At 48.9% G+C, this 20,101-nt stretch carries 18 protein-coding genes; 15 read left to right on the top strand and 3 right to left on the bottom strand.

The window, feature by feature from the left end:
• Positions 1 to 95 precede the first annotated feature (95 nt).
• The 3 genes from EL84_RS33035 (at position 96) to EL84_RS04660 (ending at position 3,814) form a co-directional block, all read left to right on the top strand.
• Entirely contained in the window at positions 96 to 1,739 is a 1,644-nt protein-coding gene (locus EL84_RS33035; protein WP_414855708.1) for an HNH endonuclease, read from the top strand.
• A 268-nt stretch (positions 1,740 to 2,007) separates the two neighbouring features.
• On the top strand, positions 2,008 to 2,667 hold the full coding sequence (locus EL84_RS04665) for a TVP38/TMEM64 family protein (RefSeq protein ID WP_082218851.1): 660 nt from the start codon (positions 2,008 to 2,010) through the stop codon (positions 2,665 to 2,667).
• A gap of 67 nt (positions 2,668 to 2,734) precedes the next feature.
• The gene (locus EL84_RS04660) at positions 2,735 to 3,814 is read left to right on the top strand and encodes a DUF1835 domain-containing protein (protein WP_047840875.1); all 1,080 of its coding nucleotides are present in this window, start codon (positions 2,735 to 2,737) and stop codon (positions 3,812 to 3,814) included.
• 277 nt (positions 3,815 to 4,091) lie between these two features.
• Here EL84_RS04660 and EL84_RS04655 read toward each other — a convergent pair whose 3' ends face one another.
• Entirely contained in the window at positions 4,092 to 4,610 is a 519-nt protein-coding gene (locus tag EL84_RS04655; RefSeq protein WP_047840874.1) for a cupin domain-containing protein, read from the bottom strand.
• 152 nt (positions 4,611 to 4,762) lie between these two features.
• Between EL84_RS04655 and EL84_RS04650 the strand changes: the two genes are divergently transcribed.
• Positions 4,763 to 5,764 carry an NAD-dependent epimerase/dehydratase family protein gene (locus EL84_RS04650; RefSeq protein WP_200868488.1) on the top strand — a complete coding sequence of 334 codons (1,002 nt, stop codon included), beginning with the start codon at positions 4,763 to 4,765 and terminating at the stop codon, positions 5,762 to 5,764.
• A 165-nt stretch (positions 5,765 to 5,929) separates the two neighbouring features.
• Here EL84_RS04650 and EL84_RS31175 read toward each other — a convergent pair whose 3' ends face one another.
• On the bottom strand, positions 5,930 to 6,106 hold the full coding sequence (locus EL84_RS31175) for a CsbD family protein (protein WP_074092719.1): 177 nt from the start codon (positions 6,104 to 6,106) through the stop codon (positions 5,930 to 5,932).
• Positions 6,107 to 6,791: 685 nt separating this feature from the next.
• Between EL84_RS31175 and EL84_RS04645 the strand changes: the two genes are divergently transcribed.
• The 11 genes from EL84_RS04645 (at position 6,792) to EL84_RS04595 (ending at position 18,114) form a co-directional block, all read left to right on the top strand.
• A complete protein-coding gene (locus EL84_RS04645; protein ID WP_017691658.1) occupies positions 6,792 to 7,238 on the top strand; it encodes a DUF1641 domain-containing protein in 447 nt (148 codons plus the stop codon).
• 24 nt (positions 7,239 to 7,262) lie between these two features.
• Positions 7,263 to 8,444, top strand: coding sequence for an NAD(P)/FAD-dependent oxidoreductase (locus EL84_RS04640; RefSeq protein ID WP_036606574.1), 1,182 nt, complete (start codon positions 7,263 to 7,265; stop codon positions 8,442 to 8,444).
• A 317-nt stretch (positions 8,445 to 8,761) separates the two neighbouring features.
• On the top strand, positions 8,762 to 9,406 hold the full coding sequence (locus EL84_RS04635; RefSeq protein ID WP_047840873.1) for an SDR family oxidoreductase: 645 nt from the start codon (positions 8,762 to 8,764) through the stop codon (positions 9,404 to 9,406).
• Between the two features lie 55 nt (positions 9,407 to 9,461).
• A complete protein-coding gene (locus EL84_RS04630) occupies positions 9,462 to 10,217 on the top strand; it encodes a response regulator transcription factor (protein ID WP_047840872.1) in 756 nt (251 codons plus the stop codon).
• Positions 10,214 to 11,590, top strand: coding sequence for an ATP-binding protein (locus EL84_RS04625; RefSeq protein WP_047840871.1), 1,377 nt, complete (start codon positions 10,214 to 10,216; stop codon positions 11,588 to 11,590). The genes EL84_RS04630 and EL84_RS04625 overlap by 4 nt, the downstream gene beginning before the upstream one ends.
• Before the next feature lie 298 nt (positions 11,591 to 11,888).
• Complete coding sequence (locus tag EL84_RS04620) at positions 11,889 to 12,689, top strand: PepSY domain-containing protein (RefSeq protein ID WP_047840870.1); 801 nt, start codon at positions 11,889 to 11,891, stop codon at positions 12,687 to 12,689.
• 236 nt (positions 12,690 to 12,925) lie between these two features.
• Positions 12,926 to 13,555, top strand: a complete 630-nt coding sequence (locus EL84_RS04615) for a PepSY domain-containing protein (protein ID WP_047841082.1) — start codon at positions 12,926 to 12,928, stop codon at positions 13,553 to 13,555.
• 138 nt (positions 13,556 to 13,693) lie between these two features.
• Positions 13,694 to 13,873, top strand: a complete 180-nt coding sequence (locus EL84_RS04610) for a hypothetical protein (RefSeq protein ID WP_161799405.1) — start codon at positions 13,694 to 13,696, stop codon at positions 13,871 to 13,873.
• A 44-nt stretch (positions 13,874 to 13,917) separates the two neighbouring features.
• Positions 13,918 to 15,426, top strand: a complete 1,509-nt coding sequence (locus EL84_RS04605) for an RICIN domain-containing protein (RefSeq protein WP_235431487.1) — start codon at positions 13,918 to 13,920, stop codon at positions 15,424 to 15,426.
• Between the two features lie 233 nt (positions 15,427 to 15,659).
• Complete coding sequence (locus EL84_RS04600) at positions 15,660 to 16,445, top strand: ABC transporter ATP-binding protein (protein WP_047840868.1); 786 nt, start codon at positions 15,660 to 15,662, stop codon at positions 16,443 to 16,445.
• Between the two features lies 1 nt (position 16,446).
• Positions 16,447 to 18,114 (top strand): hypothetical protein, encoded by a 1,668-nt coding sequence (locus EL84_RS04595; protein WP_047840867.1) that lies wholly within the window; start codon positions 16,447 to 16,449, stop codon positions 18,112 to 18,114.
• Between the two features lie 483 nt (positions 18,115 to 18,597).
• Here EL84_RS04595 and EL84_RS32840 read toward each other — a convergent pair whose 3' ends face one another.
• The gene (locus tag EL84_RS32840; RefSeq protein ID WP_047841080.1) at positions 18,598 to 19,812 is read right to left on the bottom strand and encodes a Leu/Phe/Val dehydrogenase; all 1,215 of its coding nucleotides are present in this window, start codon (positions 19,810 to 19,812) and stop codon (positions 18,598 to 18,600) included.
• Positions 19,813 to 20,101: the final 289 nt, after the last annotated feature.

The following is a 20,101-nucleotide window of genomic DNA, read 5'->3' as shown; positions in this document are numbered from 1 at the left end:
TCAAAAGATTATCAGGCCTATGGCCATGAGGGTGTTCACGAGCAGATGTGATACAATAGAAAGAAACCGGATTCATACGGAACCGAGGTGACAACATGGAGACGGGTCCAGCCCCTTTCCGGCAAGGAAAGACGGAACAAGAAGCGCGACTGAGCAAAACGTGTGTGTATTGCGGACAACAGCGGCCGATGTCCGAATTCCGGCGCAGAACCGGAAAGCGGGCAGGTCCCGGAGCCAGGCGTGGAGCCTGCCGCAGCTGTCGCCAGCTTGGTGGACAGGCTGACCACGAGTCAGGTTCAAGCGTGAGCGGACGAACGAATGAACGGATCGAGCATCAACGGGATGGCTTGGAGACACGTGCTGTTACTGCCAGACCCTTTGCATCTGCAAGAAATGAGGCAGGTCGTATCTCCCATGGTATGGAGCAAGGATCTGCTACGTTGGCTGAGTCTGACAGAATTCTGGTGTCTCAACCATCAGTAGACTCAAGTTCTTCGAATGACGATGAACGCGCTGAGTTGGTGGCTTCGCCACCCTCTTCTTCGGGTATACGGAAGAAGAGGAGAAGACGGAGGAAGAGCAAGCGATCAGAGAGCATGACGGGCAATGAGCTGAGAGAGACAAGTCTGGAGCATGATGGTTTGGCGGGTGAGGTAGGAGATAAGCCACAGCTAGGTGAGCATTGGCGTGGGGAAGAAGGGCATTCGCAGGGGCATGCTGCTGCGAATGAAAAAGGCAGTGCACAGCGGGCTGGCGAGCGAGCAACCGCTGCAGTGCAGGCCGCGGAGCAAGCTGCGGCGGCCCACCAGGCTCTGCTGCCGGCTGAGCCGCAAGGCCCGGCAGCAGAGCCCATGGCTGCGGATCAACCGACCGCAGCCAAACGCAAGCGCAAGCGGCGCCGCAAGCGTGTTGCCGCGCTCGCGCCCGGCGCAGGGCAGGCCCGCAGCGTAGCTGCTGAGGCCCATGCGCCGGCCCTGAGCGACCGTGGCGATGCCACCACGGTCGCTGCACCTACGGCGGCGGAGGCACAGCCTGCCGCCACCGGGCGCGAGCCTGGGCAAGCGCCGGGGGCTGCTGCGGAGGCAGGGCCTCCTGCGCCCGTGCGCCAGCCTGGCTCGCCAGGGTCCAAGCCGCGCCAGGCGCGCAAAGAGCGTGCGCCCAAGGCGAGCGGCGAAGACGCTGCCCGCGGTACATCCGGGCAGCGACCCGCGCATGCCAGCCGCAGTCACGGGGCTGGCACGGATGGCCGTCCCCGCCGCCAGACCCCGTCGGCCCCGGTAGCCATCGATCCGGAAGATCCGGCTTCGCTCCGGACCAACCGGCAAGGTATGGTACGGATGAGGGGGAAGACGGATAAGGGCAGACGCTGGCATCAGGAAGTGGACATGGAGCTTGCGGTCACGCTGGTGAAGGAAAAAGCTGCTGTGGTGGTCAATCGGTACACGATTCGCCGATTGTTCAGCAACAAGGATTTCAAGCGGTATATTTTAACCCGGGATCACTACACTTGTTACTTCTGTGGATCGTATGGAGATACGATTGACCATCTATTGCCGCGTGCCAAAGGTGGACATACCACTCCGCTCAACTGTGTCTGCGCCTGTAATCTGTGCAACCAGTCCAAAGCAGCGATGGATGCCGAAGAGTTCATGCGTTCCGGTATTCCCGAATGGAATGCTGCCCATCAGGCAGAATTGATTGAACTGGCCATGCAGGAAGCGCAGCTGGAAGAAGGATAAATGCCCCCGAAGATGGAATCGGGGTTTCGATATGAAGAGCACACCAAGACCACAGAGGTCGAGGTGTGCTTTTTTGATTTAATTTTGATTTGGGTGGGGAGTGAGTTTGCTGTGCAATAATTTCTTCAAATTGACAACGGTGTTCATCGAAGATGTACGTTATACTGGGAGGGAGTTGCTTAAGAAGCTTCATCATCTATATGAATGATGAAATGTATAGTGAACATCAAACCTGAGAACTTAGACTGTATAGATTGGATGGATGCAGATGACCCCGGCAGCATTGGACATTATGTCATATATTACGGAAGAAAATATTCGTTTCTGGCTGGAGAAGTTTCGCTCCCTGGGCCCGTTACCGGGAATTTTGCTTACGTTTATGAAATCATTTGTACCGCCGCTTCCAACGCTGTTGATTGTGGGCGTGAACGGTGCGGTATACGGTCTGTGGGCAGGATTTATATATTCATGGATCGGTATGGTCCTCGGTTGTACCGTTACATTCCTGATCGTACGGGAGATCGGGAAATCCGCTTTTGTAGAGCGATGGGCACGCAAACCCCGTGTGCAGCGCAGCATGATATGGATTCGGAGGAATGCGTTCGGTTATGTTTTCCTGCTGAGTATCTTCCCGGTAGGTCCGTTTGTCATTATTAATGTGGCGGCAGGTATCGCGCGAATGCGATTATTATCTTTCCTGCTTGCGGTGGGCTGTGGTAAAGCGATCATGATCTTCTCTGTTACGTATATCGGTTCCAATGTGGAACAATTTCTGGAGCACCCAATACGCTGGGTAGGCGTATTGCTGTTTATTGCGGTATCCCTGTGGGCAAGCCGCAAACTGGAGCGACACTTTACCCGGTCATCGTCAGATGGTGAAGATCTACATGATCTGAATCAACCCGCTGGAAAATCGATTTCCTCATGAATAAAAGAATGATCAGTGCGAAGATATAGGATTTCAGTAATCTCGTTAGCTCGAAGGAGGACCCAGCATGAATGATAATATCTATGCATTCAGCCGAACGATAAATCGTATGAGTGAAGATGAACTTCGTTCAGTACTGCGTGTGCTCTATATGAAATCAGCACAAGTGGTCAAGCGGCAGGAAGAGCAAGGCGAAAAGGTGGATTTTGCGGAAGCGGTACAGTCACTGTTTCGGAATATGGATATCCCTTTTGATCTGGGGCGTCTGGAACAACAAGCTCTCTCGGAGGTCGACAAGCCAAATGAAATTCATATTACGTTTGGAGAATCACCTCTGAGTAGTCTGAAAATGGGAATGAGTACATTACCTGATCAGGAAAAACGGAGTTTTTTTTCTATAGATGATAATTATGCGGTAGGGCCGTTAGGTGATCTGACCCGGCGTGCAGACTTGCAACGCAGGCATCTCTGGCTGACCGAACGAATGTGTCTCAATGACCGTGAGGCATATGGCATGCATGAACTGGAAGCATTATTTGAGCTTAACGCCACAATACAGTCCTTTGATTCCAAGACGTCGATCATTATCTGGTATGCGATTAATGCACGGGAGAAGACGGGACTACTCTATGCCATGTATCTATTGCGGAACACCGAGAGTCCCATATATCTTATCGAAACGAGTGGCTTATATAAGCAATTATTTGATAGACCTGACGTTCAATACGATGTGCTCCACACAGGCGAGATTCTTCCGGAAAAGCTTCTGGCGATGTGGCACGTCTGCTCTGAGCAAGAGCCGCTGTCCAAGGGAGAACGCCGCCAACTGGAACAGGATTGGCTGGAACTTTCGGTACAGCCTGGGCTATTACGTATGATGGAGAATGGCGTGATTCGGAGCTTAACTGAAGATGCGTTGGACGAGTACATTATGCAGAAGGTGAGGGAACTGACACCGAACTGGGAGCCAGGCAAGTATATCCGAGCAGCTCGTATTGTGGGTGAAGTGATTGGTACAAGTAGCCAGCATATAAGTGATGCGTTCGTGGAGTACCGTCTACGACAACTGGTGCTGCAAGGCCAACTTGAAATGGATGGAAAGCCACTTGCAATGAGGTATTACAGTATTCGGCTTGCCGAGCGCTGAAAGGGAATAAGGCTGAAACGCACGGATAGAAAAACAAGCGACGAGATCGCGAAGTTTGAAATAAGACGGAAGATTTGAGCAGTTCCTTGCCCATATAGTAAGATGATCACGAAGAGTTCCCGATACCAGCTGTTCAGACTTAACACTTAAATAGACTGTTCCATCGGTGAGTAACTCCTACTTTTCCGGGGAACAGTCTATTTTTTCTCGTTAAGTACTGAACCAGCTTCGCTTGTGCATTGTCCAATAACATTCATCTTAATGATCTTCATTTGTATTATGATTTCTTCCCATTCCAGATTTCTAGTAGCGGTCCGTGCTGCCCATAGACCGGATCGGTATCCGGGATCGGAACTTCTCGGATTTCCTGAAGAGCCTTGGCACGATCGTCTTCCTCACCTGTGCGTGTGTTGTAACTCATGCCGCCCGGATAAGCACCGGCAATACGAAAATCAGTGCTGGACTCCAGACGTTTATGCCCTGTTCCAGCGGGAAGCACGACAACGTCGCCTGTTTGAAGGTAAACTTTCTGACCATTTTCTCCGCCTAAAATCAGTTTCACGAATCCACTCACCACAGCAAGAGCCTCATGAGCATTACTATGATAATGATGATAATTGAACACACCATTCAACCAGCTATTTCCCCATCCATTACGGTTCAGCAACGATTCTGCGTGAAGGGCCTCTTCAGCCCATACATTCTTATACAAAAGCACAGGCAGGGTCGGATGATTGGGAATTACACCGTCATCCTGAAGGAATAACGTCTCTATGTCCTTTTTCCGTTCATTCATCTCACATCACCTCACTATAAATTACCCGATAACCTCAAGGACGAACAAAAAACAATTGTAAAATGATACAAAATGTATCATTTTAAGGGTATACTCAGTACATAAACTCTCTTCAATGCACTCGTTGTATAAATCGCAAGGGGGAATCGTGTGTGAACATTGTGATTACAGGGGCTTCTGGATTTGTGGGATTTAATCTTTCACAGTATTTGGCGCAAAAGGGGCATCGAATTACCCTTCTGGATCGGGATGATTATTGTCAGAGGCTGGTTCATATCTCTCCTCTGCACGAGATGCCGTTCATCTGTTGTGACCTTGCATCGGACCGGATTCATCTACCTCCAGGAACAGATTACATTATTCATCTGGCAGCCATGCCACACGTGGATTATTCGTATCATCAGCCAGGGGAAGTTTTCCGCAATAATACACTCAGCACACAGTCTATCCTGCAATATGCTACAGAACATCACATTCCAGTCTTGCTGGCTTCATCCGTTGAAGTGTATGGCGGCGATTGGGGCAGAGTCTATCATGAATCAGATCCGTATGCACCCGTCTCTCCTTATTCCGCGTCCAAAGTCGCGTGTGAAATGCTGGCTCACTCCTATGCTCAATGTTACCAGCTTCCAGTCAAACTCTTTCGTTTGACCAACCTCTATGGTCCATGGCAGTTGCCAGACCGTATTATTCCCCGAAATTTTGGTCGGATGTTGGACGGACTGCCTCTGGATATCCAGGGATCGGCAGTGCGTGATTTCTTGTATGTAGATGATGCCCTCCGGGCCATTGAACAGATCATGCTGAAAGGCAAAGACGGACAGGTCTACAACATATCGACAGGGCTTGGAACAACCATGCAGGAAATAGGGGAGATATTGAAACCAATGGATCGATCCGTAGCTGCTGTAGAGATCCGGGAGCAAGAACCAACCCAGTCCAGAGGGTCGAGTCTGGTCGTACATTCAGGCAGATTGCGAGCGGAATTGGGTTGGTTACCACAAACCACGTTGGAAAAGGGATTGGAAAAAACCTTCCGTTGGTATCAGGAACATCCCGAATGGGTCAGACAGTTCAGCCGTGAATACCATACAACAAGGGAAACGCGCAGTTTCATTATCGATATGGCAAGATACGCAGTTCCAGCAGTATAAAATGCACAAAAAAAGCCAGGGAAGGGTGTATTGAGTAACACCTTCCTTGGCTTTTTTGCGCCTCCGTCTCATTTTCGGATAGCTTCCGAACACGGACGGTCAGGCTATTTTAAAATAATCTATTGCACGAAATTTTCGTGCTGTTGGACCTCACATTAAAAGGATCTAGTGATGATCTTTTTTAATGTCGGCAATTTTATCCTGTACAGCACCTTTGGCTTTGTCTTTTTTACCCTCAGCCTGAAGGGATCTGTTGTTGGTTGCATTACCGATCTGATCCTTCACTTCGCCTTTGGCTTTATTTACGCCTGCTTTGATTTTGTCGCCAGTTGAATTACTCATATCGAACATCTCCTTCGTTTCTGGTGTAGTCCTTATTAACCGGGATGTCCGCATTCTAAACGCAATGGCTTTGTTCCAAGTTTTGCATTCGTGACGCAAGAGGTTCATACTTGAAATAGAAAAGATGTCTCAATGATGGAATAAGGCCGAGCCCAACGCTGCATAATAACGACAGTGACCAATTTCGTTGCATGAAAATTGTGATATTGGAAAACAATTCCTGAACAATTGGATAAACAAATCCTTCCTTGTGTACATATCGCACATCTGGTCATATGTGATCTTGTCTTAATACCACATGTGGTAGGAATACGGATCTTGGACAGGAGGATCGGCGGCGTTAGCTTGCCTGAATGGGTTGACAAAAAAATCGATTTTGTTACAATGTTCACAATATCTTCACAAGTGTAAAAAATTTCTTTTTCATGTTCATGTGTAAGAGGTGTAATATAAGGGTATAGAGTTCGGTTTCGGCCTGCTTGTCGTTTTGTGCGTCAACACATGTTGTCCGCAATAGATCCAAGATACAATGCATGATATGGGAGTGGCCATGAGCTACGCTCATCCTATTGTGTGAAATTTGGTACATTTAAATGTATTCGATGTATTTTGTGGTTCGGCTCTGCTTGACAGGCATCATGAAAGTCGCGGACTTCTATCCCAAAGTAAAGGAGGACTTTCTCTTATGTCACAATCGCCTACTCAACAAGAGGTGCCAGTTACAGAAGGTGCCAACGTTTCCGAGCGCCAGTCCTTGGACGTTCTGGATCAACTGATGAAGCCTGAGGTACAGGAGTCTTTAACCGTTCTGGTGGAGAACCTGCCTAAATTGGCTGAAATGGTTACTGCTATGACAAAAGCTTATGACTTTGCACAAAGTGTAGCAACAGACAAAGTTCTGATCAGCGACACAATGAGCGCAATGGGCGAGTTCGCTAAGCCTGTTGTAGACAAAGCTAAAGGTGTAGCTTCTGCTGCCATCGAAGCCAATGACCGTGCGCAAACAGAGCAAACTTCAGTTGGCTTGTTCGCTATGCTGAAAATGCTTAAAGATCCAAACGTACAACAATCGCTTCGTTTTGCTCAATCTTTCTTGAGCATCTTGAACGAGCGTCAACAACCGAAACGTTAAGACTTAGAAGAACGGAGGATGGATATGTCGAAGCAAATTTTGATCTTGGGTGGAGGATACGGCGGTCTGTTGACTGCATTGACTGCGCGTCAATACTTGTCTCCGGAAGAAGCGACAATTACTGTCGTGAACCGTTACCCTACACACCAAATTATCACGGAACTGCACCGTCTTGCAGCGGGAAGCATTGCTGAACAAGCAGTTGCTCTTCCACTTGAAAAATTGCTGCGTGGCAAAAACGTGAACTTGAAAATCGATACGGTGGATACAATCAAGCCGGACGAGAAAAAAGTTCTGATGACCAGCGGCTCCACATACTCTTACGATGCACTTGTCGTTGCCTTGGGCAGCGAAACGGCATTCTTCGGAATTCCGGGATTGCAAGAGTACAGCTTCACGCTCAAATCGGTTAGCGATGCAAACCGTATTCGTGCACACGTTGAAGCACGTCTTGATGCTTACAAACAGTCCGGCAACAAAGCAGACGCTACGTTTGTTATTGGTGGCGGCGGCTTGACAGGTATTGAGCTTGTTGGCGAATTCGCTGATCTGCTTCCTGCAGTATGTCAAGAAAAAGGCATCGACTTCAAAGAAGTATCCCTGTACACAGTTGAAGCAGGTCCTTCCATCCTGGCAGGATTCCCGCCAGAGCTGGTTGAGCGTGCTAAATCAAGTCTTGAGAAACGTGGCGTTAACTTCATCGTTGGCGTAGCGATTACCGAGATGAAAGAAAACGAAGTTCTGCTGAAAGACGGCAGCTCCATCCCTACGAACACACTCGTATGGACAGGTGGCGTACAAGGCAACGCTGTTGTTGCTAACAGCGGAATTGAAGTGGATCGTGGCCGTGCGAAAGTTACGGAAGTTCTGCAATCTACTTCTCACAAAGACGTGTTTGTTGCTGGTGACAGCGCAGTGGTCTTCCCTAGCGAAGGCGCTCGCCCTTACCCTCCAACAGCACAATTGGCTTGGCAAATGGGTGAGACTATTGGTCACAACTTGGGCGTTATGTTCAAAGGTGGCGCAATGGAATCCTTCACACCAGTATTCTCCGGTACGCTGGGAAGTCTGGGTCGTAAAGATGCTGTCGGCATGATCGGTGGCAACCAGACTCGTCTGAAAGGTCTGCCTGCAACCATGATGAAAGAAGCAAGTAACATCCGTTACCTGGCTCATATTCACGGTTTGTTCGCACTGGCTTACTAATCTTAATGCCATTCAAGGGCGCCCTTTTGGGCGTCCTTTTTGGTTGTCACCATTACAAAGGAAAACAGATATTCAGATGGAAAAAAGGTGCGGCAGAAGTGGTCAAATGTGAGGTCGCGTATAAAGTACCTAGGGGATATGGCATATTAATGGAACGATGGAATCCTTCACATTTCATAGAGGTACTGAACGGGCATGGACATGAAGCCGGCGCTTAGAAGCGCCGGCTTTCGTTTAAATTATAGGATGAGTATCTTTAAATAAAAAGAACGGGGAGCAGCAACAAGCCATCCGTTCAACTGAGAGGAGAATGACGTATGAACGTTTTAGTTATAGGAGCAAATGGACAAATCGGAAAGTTTGTGGTGGAACAGCTGGCACAGGAAGGCAAACATAAAGTAACGGCTATGATCCGCAAACCGGAGCAGGCGGATGCACTGAAGGAACTCGGTGCAGATGTGGTGATTGGTGACCTGGAGGGTAGTGTAGAGGATTTGGCTGAGGCAATGAAGGATCATAATGCCGTTGTGTTTACGGCGGGTTCTGGCGGATCTACCGGTCAGGACAAAACACTGCTTATTGATCTCGACGGTGCGGTGAAAACGATGGAAGCCGCAGAGCAGCAAGGAATCTCCAGATATATTTTGGTCAGTGCGTATGGTGCAGATCAACGGGAGAAGTGGTCAGAGTCCATCAAGCCTTATTACGTGGCGAAACATTATGCGGATCGTGTGTTGTTTGCAAGTGATCTCAATTACACGATTATACGTCCAGGTGGTCTCAAGAATGAACCGGGTACGGGCAAGATTGCAGTTGGAACAGATCTGAAGCCGGGAAGCATTCCGCGTGAAGATGTGGCCCGTGTCATTGTGGCTTCCTTACAGGAAGAGAAGACGTACCGGATGGCCTTTGATCTGATTGCCGGGGAGCATCCGGTTGAAGATGCCTTGGGCAAATTGTAGATGTTATTGTAAGATAACGGGAGAATGAAATGATGGGGATGAGGGGGAGCGCTGCATGAACGAAGCCGTGCTGGTCATAGAGGATGAGCCCAAAATAGCACGTCTGCTGGAACTGGAACTACAGTATGAGGGGTATCAGGTGGGCAAGGCTGGTAGTGGAACAGAAGGACTGGAGAAGTATGCTGAAGGACAGTGGGATCTGATTCTGCTGGATGTGATGTTGCCTGGTCTGAGTGGAATTGAAGTGTTGCGTCGAGTGCGGGCCAAAGATGCTACAGTTCCGATCATTATGCTCACTGCCAAAGATTCTGTAGAAGACAAAGTATCCGGCCTGGATTTAGGAGCCAATGACTACATCACCAAGCCCTTCCAGATTGAAGAGCTGCTTGCCCGAGTTCGGGCTGCATTGCGGCTTAGTGCAGTGGCGTCTGTTGTTTCTTCCGCTTCTTCTTCTACACCTGCTGATATGGGGAATGACTCTTCTGGGCATCAGGATGAAGTTGAGGCGGGCTGGTTGACGGCTGCCGGGTTGAAACTAAATGAAGGAACGCGAGAGGTATCCCGAGATGGTGTGGCCATTGAGCTTACTCCACGTGAGTTCGACCTGCTCGTGTATCTGCTTCAGAATCAACGTCAGGTGCTCAGTCGTGACCAGATTGTGCAGGCCGTGTGGGGATATGATTATTATGGAGATACTAATGTGGTGGATGTGTACATCCGTTATGTGCGCAAAAAGGTGGATAACGGATTCACACCACCCTTAATACATACCGTACGGGGCGTAGGATACGTCCTGAAGGAACAGTTATGAGCCTGCGCAGTAAAATCTACGGATATTCGTCTGTATTATTTGCTGTGCTGTTAATCGCGGTGAACCTGTCGGTCTACATCGTGTTTGAACGAATGTCGATTGATAATGAGGTTAATCGGGTGGAAGCGGAAGCGGAGTCTATTGTCAAAGGAGTGCGTCAGTCTGCCGGCTCCATTCCGCCGGATGACTTGTTACGCGCCTACGCGCCTGTGAACGGCATGCTCCGGATTGTTAATGAAGACGGCACCAGTTCCCCGGTGACAACAACAGCAGCTTCCGAGCAGCTGAGCAAGCTGCCTTATAAGTACGAAAGTGAGAAGAAATCGGAGTATACCCAAGTTGAACAGATTGGTTATGTGTGGGTATCAGTCCCGGTCATCTGGCCTGATGGCGAGGTGGTGAATGTACAGGTCACCGAGAGCATTGCAGAGACGGAGAATCGTCTGTCTGTACTGCGAACTGTGCTTGTGGCGGTCACGATTATTGCTCTCATTCCAGCCATTATCTCCAGCCGGATTCTGGCGAATCGAATGACCAGACCGATTCAGCAGATGACACGCACGATGACTGATATACAGTCCAGCGGCCAATTCAAGCGTCTTCCACTGGAGGAAGGGTCGAAGGATGAACTGAAAACAATGGGACAGACGTTCAACCGGATGATGGATCTGCTCGAATCCAACTTTGAACGACAGGAGCGATTTGTATCCGATGCATCTCATGAGCTCAAAACACCGCTTACTATTATTGAGAGTTATGCCAGTCTGCTACAGCGACGAGGAAAAGAGCGGCCCGAGGTATTTGATGAAGCGGTAGAAGCGATTCTGTCCGAATCGGTTCGTATGCGGGAGATGACCGAGCAACTGCTACTGCTTGCGAAGCAGCCAGAGCAGTGGAATGTACAGTTGGCGCGTGTGGATATCACGAGACTGGCTACAGACTCCACACGTGCGTTTCGCGAAGCCTATCACCGCGAAGTCCGGTGTGAAGATCCAGGTTCAATCTGGGCGATCAGCGATGAGAGCAAGCTGAAGCAACTGTTATTTATTTTGCTGGATAATGCCCGGAAGTATAGTGAAGATGCAATTGAAGTCAGGCTGGAAGCCAAGGGGCAAGAGTGCCGTATTCGGATCGTGGATACCGGGATTGGTATGCGGGAGGACGAGCTGGAGAAGGTATTTGACCGATTCTACCGGGTTGATCCGGCCAGAACACGCAGTTTAGGCGCAAGCGGGTCAGGTCTGGGATTGTCACTTGCCAAAGAGCTTGCAGGAGCAGTTGGAGCACGGATCGAACTGACCAGCACCGAGGGTGAAGGCACCGAGGCTTCGATTATTTTGCCTTTATCGGTTCAGAACGGGCCGCTCTCATGAAATTCTCATTCTTCTCTTATATACTAAATAAACTGAACTAAAGATTGTTCACACTGACACTACGATGACAGAACAACCTTCCAATCGCTGTTATCCCCAGATTTTTTTGATTCCCTTTTCTCAAGGGGAAAATCCGGGGATAAAGGCGAACGCTTCGCTTTTTCAGGTTTTTTCTGTCCTCTCCGTTACTGTGTAAAAGATTAGTTCATTTTATGTAGTAGCCATTGGAAACTAAACTCAGACCGAATATATAACAGATGAACTCGGGCTATTGGGAGAGTTATAAGGGGGAAACGTGATGACAGAACATGAGCAGCGACCACCGGAGATGAAACGGCATGAACAGGCGAACAGTGGATGGGCGAAATCGCGAAAATCACTCTGGTGGGGTGCAGGGCTTCTCGTTGTGCTGATTGTGGCAGTTGTGGTGTGGTGGAAGCCTTGGCAATCGACTGGTGCGGTACTTACGGCAGATGCGGCGGCCCAATCCGTACTGGATCAATATCCAGGAGAGATTGTAAATTCGACGTTGAAGGACGGGACGTATATCATGCAGCTCCGTTCGGAGACCGGCCTATATGATGTGCAAGTGGATGCCGTTACAGCTGCTGTGAATTCCATTAAACGGCTGGAGTCGAACCCGCAAGCGGAAGAGAAGACGTTATGGAGCCGCGAGCAGATCAAGACGGCGTTGTTAAAACAACAGACAGATAACCAATTGGTCTCGCTTGAACTTGTGGAGCAGCAAGGCAGTCCGGTATACACCGCGGTAGTAAAGGCGAAGGATAACAGCCGTGAAGAACTCACGATTGATCCATACACGGGAGAGACGATAGCTTCCAAAACAATAGCAGCCCCGACAACTGAACCAACCAAGGATGATCCCAAACCTCAGTTTCTGAGCGAGAAACAAGCCAAACAGAAGGCACTTGCGGAGGTTCCGGGGGAAGTGGACGACATCGAACTGCGTGGAACCAACAGCGGGAATCCATATTATCTGGTTGAAATTGATCTGGAGGATGGCCGGGAGGCTATTGTGCAAGTGAATGCCATCTCAGGAGCAATTCGTTCGGTGACTTGGGATGAGGACGATGATTAACATTTGTACAGGAATCCATTGAATATAGAGTTACACCTTGTTGGATAGATGATTCCTAATTTAGGGGTCATCTTTTTCATTTCTTTTAGATTACATACATAATGAACACTCATTAAATGAGCATTCTCTTCATTTTCTCATCAAATTCTAATCTAACTCTCGCTGATCTCTCATTCCTGCAGGTTATTCTATAAATGTAGACGAGAACGAAAACAACAACGAGGAGATGAATGATGATGATGAACAAACATAAACTTTGGATTGGTAGCTTGTCAGCAGCAGTATTACTTGGTGGATCGGCCGTAGCGGCTAGCGGGAATGTGAACGGACAATCGGTGCAAACTACACCAACGTCAACAACACAATCTGTAACACAGAATCAGAACAGCACAGGTAAAATGCTGAATGCATCACAAGCGAAAGCATTAGCGTTAAAAGCAGCCGATGGTAAAGTGGATGACGTGGATCTGGAGCGTAGAAACGGCCAAACGTTCTATGAAGTTGAGATCGACAGAAAAGGAACCAATGATGTTGTCGTTCGTCTGGATGCTTATACAGGCAAAATCCTTGCGGTCGTGAATGATGAAGACTACGATGATGACGACGATTATAAAGGTACTGTATCAGGCAACACATCTAATAACTCTACTTCCAAGCAGGTCAAATTGACGGCATCCCAGGCTTCAAACATTGCGTTGAAACAAGTTACGGGTGGTAAAGTAACCAAAGTCGAGCTGGATCATGATGATGGTCGCTATGTGTATGAGATCGAACTGAGAACTGCTCAAGGTGAAGCAGATGTAGATATCGATGCCAACACAGGTAAAGTGTTATCATTTGACCAGGATTTTGACGACCAAGATTAAGCAATAAGGGCGAGTATACGCCGATAAAACATCATATAAAAACCTGCCTATGAACAGCCGCACACACCTAGAGATCGTTACATCATGGAGGGGCAGGGCAGGTATAGCAGAGGACGCTTCGGGGGAAGCGTCTTTTTGTTGTTGATCGAGAGAGCGGAGTATAAAATTGTACATCTTCCGCCGGATTGTTCACTATTCGAGCAGGAACGTGGCGGATACAATTGGAATCAGGGAGGTGAACGCCCAGCCAGTATTGCCAGGAATTCTAATGCTGAAATGCATCATCGATCGGAGGCAGATGAGACATATCGATTTTAATTTTATGTAAGCGCTTCACTAAAAACATGGAGGTGCATTACGATATGGCTATGAACGATGGATGGTTGAAAAAGAATACATATTCACGTCGCTTTACCCGCCGCTTAAGTTATCTGCTTGCTTTGGTTTTGGCGCTGCAATCAATAGGTATGCTGCTTGCACCCGGACCGAATGCTTCAGCTGCTCCGCTCAGTGTAACGAACGGGATACAGTTCAAGGATACCAATGGCAATGTCGTTCATGCTCATGGGGGCGGGATGATCAAGGCAAATGGGTATTATTACTGGTTTGGGGAGAATCGTAATACGAATGGAACGTTCAAGGCGGTATCGGTGTATCGTTCATCGGATCTGAAGAACTGGGAGTATCGCAATGATGTGCTCACCAGCAGCTCGGCAGCCGAGTTAAATATCTCCAACATTGAACGCCCGAAGGTCATCTATAACAGTTCGACTGGCAAATATGTGCTGTGGATGCACAAGGAGAATGGTCTGGATTATGGCGAGGCCCGAGTGGCGGTAGCTACTTCGAATACGGTGGATGGCAATTACACATATGTGGGCAGTTATCGTCCACTTGGGTATGATTCCAGAGACATGACGGTATACAACGATAACGGAACCGCTTATCTGATCTCTGCGACTCGAGTGAATGCTGATCTGAATATATATAAGCTGACCCCGGATTTTCTGGGTGTGGAATCCCTAGTCACAACGCTGTGGCCTGGACAATATCGTGAAGCACCAGCCCTATTCAAAAAAGACGGCGTCTACTTCCTGATTACCTCAGGTGCGACCGGCTGGAATCCAAATCAGGCCAAATATGCGACAGCCTCCAGCATTACAGGCACATGGAGCGGGCTTAGCAATTTTGGAGACAGCACAACGTATGGTTCCCAATCCACCTATGTCGTTCCTGTAGAAGGTTCACAGACCACATCCTATCTCTACATGGGTGATCGCTGGGCTGGTGCATGGAGCGGACCGGTGCAGGATTCCAAGTATGTCTGGCTGCCACTTTCATTCCCGAGTGCAACCAGTCTGGCGATGAACTGGGCCAGCAGTATTACGATTGATACAGCAACAGGGACTGTGACCGGAGTGAGTACACCGGATGTCTGGGACCCGAATGCTTCATATCACCTGATTAGCCGTAAGAGTAACAAATTGCTAAATGTCATTGGGGGTTCTTCCGCCAACGGTGCGGATCTGGAGCAGCGAGCAGATGGGGGGATGACAAGTCAACAGTGGCAGATTACCGATGCGGGTGGCGGTTATGTCAAAATCATCAACCGTTCCAGTGGCAAGCTGATCGGTGTGGAGAATGGTGCCACGACGGATGGGGCTGTCATTGAACAGTGGAATGATGGTGGCTGGGCCAGCCAGCAATGGCAGCTCGTCCATGTAGGTGGTGGTTATTATAAACTGAAGAACCGCAGTACAGGCAAAGTATTGGATATCTCCAGTCAATCCCTGGCAGATGGGGCTGCGGCCATCCAGTGGACGGATAATGGCGGCACGAATCAACATTTTCAGATTGTTAAGGTGCAGTAAGACTTTTAGATATTAGAAAATAAGATTCAACATAAAGTGGAAGCCCTTGTCTCTTACCATAAGGTGGGATAAGGGCTTTGTGATGTATTCACGCATGTTACGTGATGCTTTTACTCGAAAGGAATATCCAGATGATGGCTGATATCGTGACCTATTTCCGATCATTACCATCCCAATCTGTGGTAAAATAGTAGAATTGTAGAAAAAGATAGAGACAGGAGCTGGATAACGAAGTGAGTGAACAACAAGTGCTATCAATTGAAAGCTTGCGTATGAGATACAACGGACGTTATGTGCTGAACGGCATCGATCTGGAAGTAAATCGCGGTGAGATGATTGGATATATTGGCCCAAACGGGGCTGGCAAAAGTACGACGGTTAAGATTTTACTCGGGCTGGTTGAAGGATATGTAGGCACGGTGCGAATCTTTGGTAAAGATATTGCGGATGGCGATGTAGAGTATAAACGCAGAATCGGCTATGTTCCGGAGGTCGCGGAATTGTACGAACAGTTAACGCCTGCGGAGTATCTGACTTTTACGGGAGAGTTATACGGTATGTCCTATGAAGACGCCGATTACAAAGCCAAGCTATTGATGGATTGTTTTGGACTGGAAAAATCATATCATTCCCGCATTGCCTCATTTTCCAAAGGTATGCGTCAGAAAGTGCTGTTGATCTCTGCGCTGCTGCATGACCCGGATCTGTTGTTCCTGGATGAACCGCTCAGCGGATTGGATGCCAATAGTGTGATGGTGGTCAAAGAGATTTTGTCACAATTGTCAGCCAAAGGCACAACGATCTTCTATTCGTCACACATCATGGATGTGGTGGAGAAGATCAGCAGTCGAATTGTACTGATCGCTGAAGGACGCGTAGTGGCAGACGGTACGTTCAAGCAGCTTCAACAGCAATCCATGGAAGGTACGCTGGAGGAAGTATTCAATCAATTAACGGGCTTTAATGAGCACAAAGCCATTGCTGAGCGTTTTGTATCCATTGTGCAGGAGGTGTACTGATATGGAGGAATCCTCCGACTTCCGAACACTCAAGATTCTGGATCGCTTTCGTCCGCTCATCGCCAGAACAGGGGCGGATTATGATGTGCTGCGCCTGATCTTGCGAGTGAAGTTCCAGATGGATCAACGCAGAGTACCTACCATTTTATCCAACAATTCAGGGAAAAAGGAGCGCAAGGAAGGTAATCAGTTTCTTCGATCCCTATGGTTGTATGGATTAATGGGACTGATGATGGTTCCCTTCATCGTCTGGGATACGGGGCATTTCATGCTTCAGATGGGCCTTGTGTTTGGCATCTTAATGTTTATGATCATGACGTCCATGATCTCGGATTTTTCCTCCGTACTGCTGGACATTCGGGATCGTAATATTATTATGACCAAGCCCGTTAATGGACGAACGGTAGGTATGGCCCGAGCCATCCACGCAGGCGTTTATCTGCTATTGCTGACGGGTTCATTAACCGGTATACCGCTAATTGCCGCGTTGGTGACGCATGGGATCGGATTCTTTCTGATTTTCCTTGTAGAACTGATTCTGATCAATATGCTGATTCTGGTGACAACGTCTCTGATCTATCTGTTCATGATGAAGTTTCTGGATGGTGAGAAGCTGAAGGATATGATCAATATGGTGCAAATTCTGCTTTCCGTGGGGATTGCGATCGGTTATCAGCTGGTCATTCGTTCGTTCAGCATTATTGACTTTGGTATGGTATTTACCCCGGCTTGGTGGCAGTTGCTGTTACCTCCGTTATGGTATGCGGCTGCATATGAATGGTTATTTGCAGGGGGCGGGAATGTGTGGATCTATACGTTCACAGCACTGGCAGTCTTGGTTCCTGTCGTGAGTATGATCGTATATGTGAAGCTAATGCCTTCCTTTGAATTGTATTTGGAAAAAATGGCACATTCGGGTCAGTCCTCTGGACGCAGACGTGGAAGGTGGGATCGGTTGATCTCCAAGGTGGTCAGTCGTTCGAGAGAGGAGCAGGCTTGCTTCCGTCTGTCAGCCAGCATGATGCGTAATGAACGGGAATTCAAGCTGAAGGTGTATCCATCGCTTGGTTTATCATTTGTTTTACCTTATGTATTTTGGTTTACTGAATTGCAATCTTCTAGTTGGGCGGAGTTTAGACAAAGTTCGTTTGTATACACCTTTTACATCGTGCTGATGCTGGTTGTAACGGTGGTGGTCATGCTGAAATTTTCAGGACAATACAAGGCATTCTGGACCTTTCGCGCTGCACCGATGGCGAATGATAGCGCGTTATATAAAGGAGCTCTAAAGGCATTCTTATGCAACATGTTCCTGCCTATATTTCTGGCAAATGCCGTTTTGTTCACCTGGACATTTGGATTACGGATACTGCCGGATATTGCGATTATTATGCTGACGGCTACGGCGCTTGTCCCACTGGCAGGCAAGTTGTTGCTGCGTAAGCCACCGTTCTCCCAATCCTTTAGTATGGCGCAGCAAAGTGATGGCTGGTATGTATTCGCCGCCCTCCCTGTGCTTGCTATGTTATGGGGAGTCCATGTCTTTTTCCGTTCCGTGTCAGGGGGCATATGGATCTATGGTGCGCTATTGATCGTAGCGAATGTGTTGCTGTGGACGCTGCTGTTTCGAGAGAAGAAGACAGCGAAGAAGAGGTCGGTTGTAGTTTGAGAATAGAGTAGTAGAGAAAGAGAGTAAGAGCGCTAAACGATAAGAGAGGGTAAAAGAGCTAACCTGGACACGGATGTCGGGGTTAGCTCTTTTGATAGGTGATACTACCCCAAGGAAACCTTCGCCGCAGCGCTAACGAACCTGAGACAACCTATTCAGGGTCAAAATCTGAAATATAAATTCTAACGAACCTCAGGAACGCTATCCTTCGGAAAAGTAGCTATTTCGCTTGAAAAAGAACCAAACTAGGCACAATAACGTGTCTGAGATTCGTTAGATTTTAGATCCATGCTAAAAGGACCAAATAGCGTGTGTCAGGTTCGTTAGAATGAAGTAAAGCAGTGGAGGCTCTCTTTCAGTACGTCTAAATGTCGAAATCCAGTGAAGCTATAATGAGTTCCAGATATGCTATAGCTTTGAACATTAGAGTGACGAAGAATGTGTGGGCGGTGTGAATATACATAGGTACCAGGGTTGGATGCCCTATTTCTTATGGCCTGATCGGAGGATGGATTCCGCTAGCCGATCGGCTGCATCGGCTGTGGAGATCGCAGATTGCGTAGCTTCTGCGTATACCTTGCTCAGCGTGCCTGCAATCCCCGCCACCTTTTGGCGGATCAGGTCAGGCCCGGCGCCTTCCAGCTCGTAGGCGGTGGAGATGATTCCGCCTGCGTTGAGCACATAATCAGGCGCGTACAGGATGCCGCGCGCCTGCATGCGGCCTGCAACCAGCTGTCGTTCACTCAGCTGGTTGTTGGCCGCCCCGGCAACGATGGAGCAGCGCAGCTCCTCCACCGTTGCCGGGGTCAGTACGCCCCCCAGGGCACAGGGGGCGAAGACCTTGCAGTCAGCGGCGTGGACATGGGCCGGATCGGCCGAGATGGCGCCGCTGAACTGCACAAGGGCACGTTGTACACGCTCCGGTACAACGTCTGCCACAATGAGCCGTGCCCCGGCTGCATGCAGGTAACGGCACAGGGCATACCCGACCTTGCCCAGTCCCTGGACGGCAACGGGAATGCCCTGCAAAGATGCAATGCCTTGCTGGCGCAGCGAGGTCACAATGCCGATGTGTACGCCATAGGCGGTCATCTCGGCAGTGAAGTCATCCTGCGCCCCAAGCGAACCCGTGGTGTCCGTCACATGTGCGGTCTCCAGTCGGATCTGGTCCATGTCTGTCGCCGTGGTACCCATATCAAGACCGGTCACGTACCGTCCATTTAGCCGCTCCAGACAACGACCCAGTGCACGAAAGCGCTGCGCCCGCTTGGATACGTCCGTATCCGGACTTTTATCTTGTGGATGTGTCATCTCATCAGCGGCGACTTTCCGTTCAGCGGCAGCGCCCTTTTGCTGCTCTACCCCTAGATCTCCAGCGACCTGCTCAGCACTTTGAGATCCGCAACCATACTCATCCGGTTTTGCATTCTTCACAAAAGGTACATCCCATATGACCACTTTTCCGCCACCATACGGCAATCCGGAGATTGCATTTTTGTACGTCATGCCTCTGGCAAGCTTCACAGCATCTCGAACAGCTTCTTCCTCGGACGCGTACGTCCAGTAGCGACATCCGCCGAGCGCAGGCCCAAGGACCGTGTTATGAATGGCAATGACCGCCCTCAATCCACTATCTGCATCACGGCAAAAAATGAGTTCCTCCATGCCTTCTCGCTCCATCTCCTGCCATAGCTGCATGACGGCACCCCCTTTTTGTTTTGACCCATCCATCCTGGTTCTGACCTGATATCCTGTGCCAGCGTGCTTGGCTTTATGATGATACAGCATATTCAAAGACCACCGTTTTCGACCCTGGGACCTCCGCCGGGTTGATAATCGGTACAAACGGTTCTATAATTGCAGTTCCGGCATGCCAGAGAGCAGAAAATGCCTACGGATTTACATCCAACCGTTTAGAATGAGGGTATAACGTCCAATGATGGAGATAGAGCGAACATACAGGAAGCATAGATGAAACGAAATCGTC

The organism is Paenibacillus sp. VT-400, assembly GCF_001029205.1.
Taxonomy (GTDB): domain Bacteria; phylum Bacillota; class Bacilli; order Paenibacillales; family Paenibacillaceae; genus Paenibacillus; species Paenibacillus amylolyticus.
This window is presented reverse-complemented; position numbering and strand designations above follow the sequence as displayed.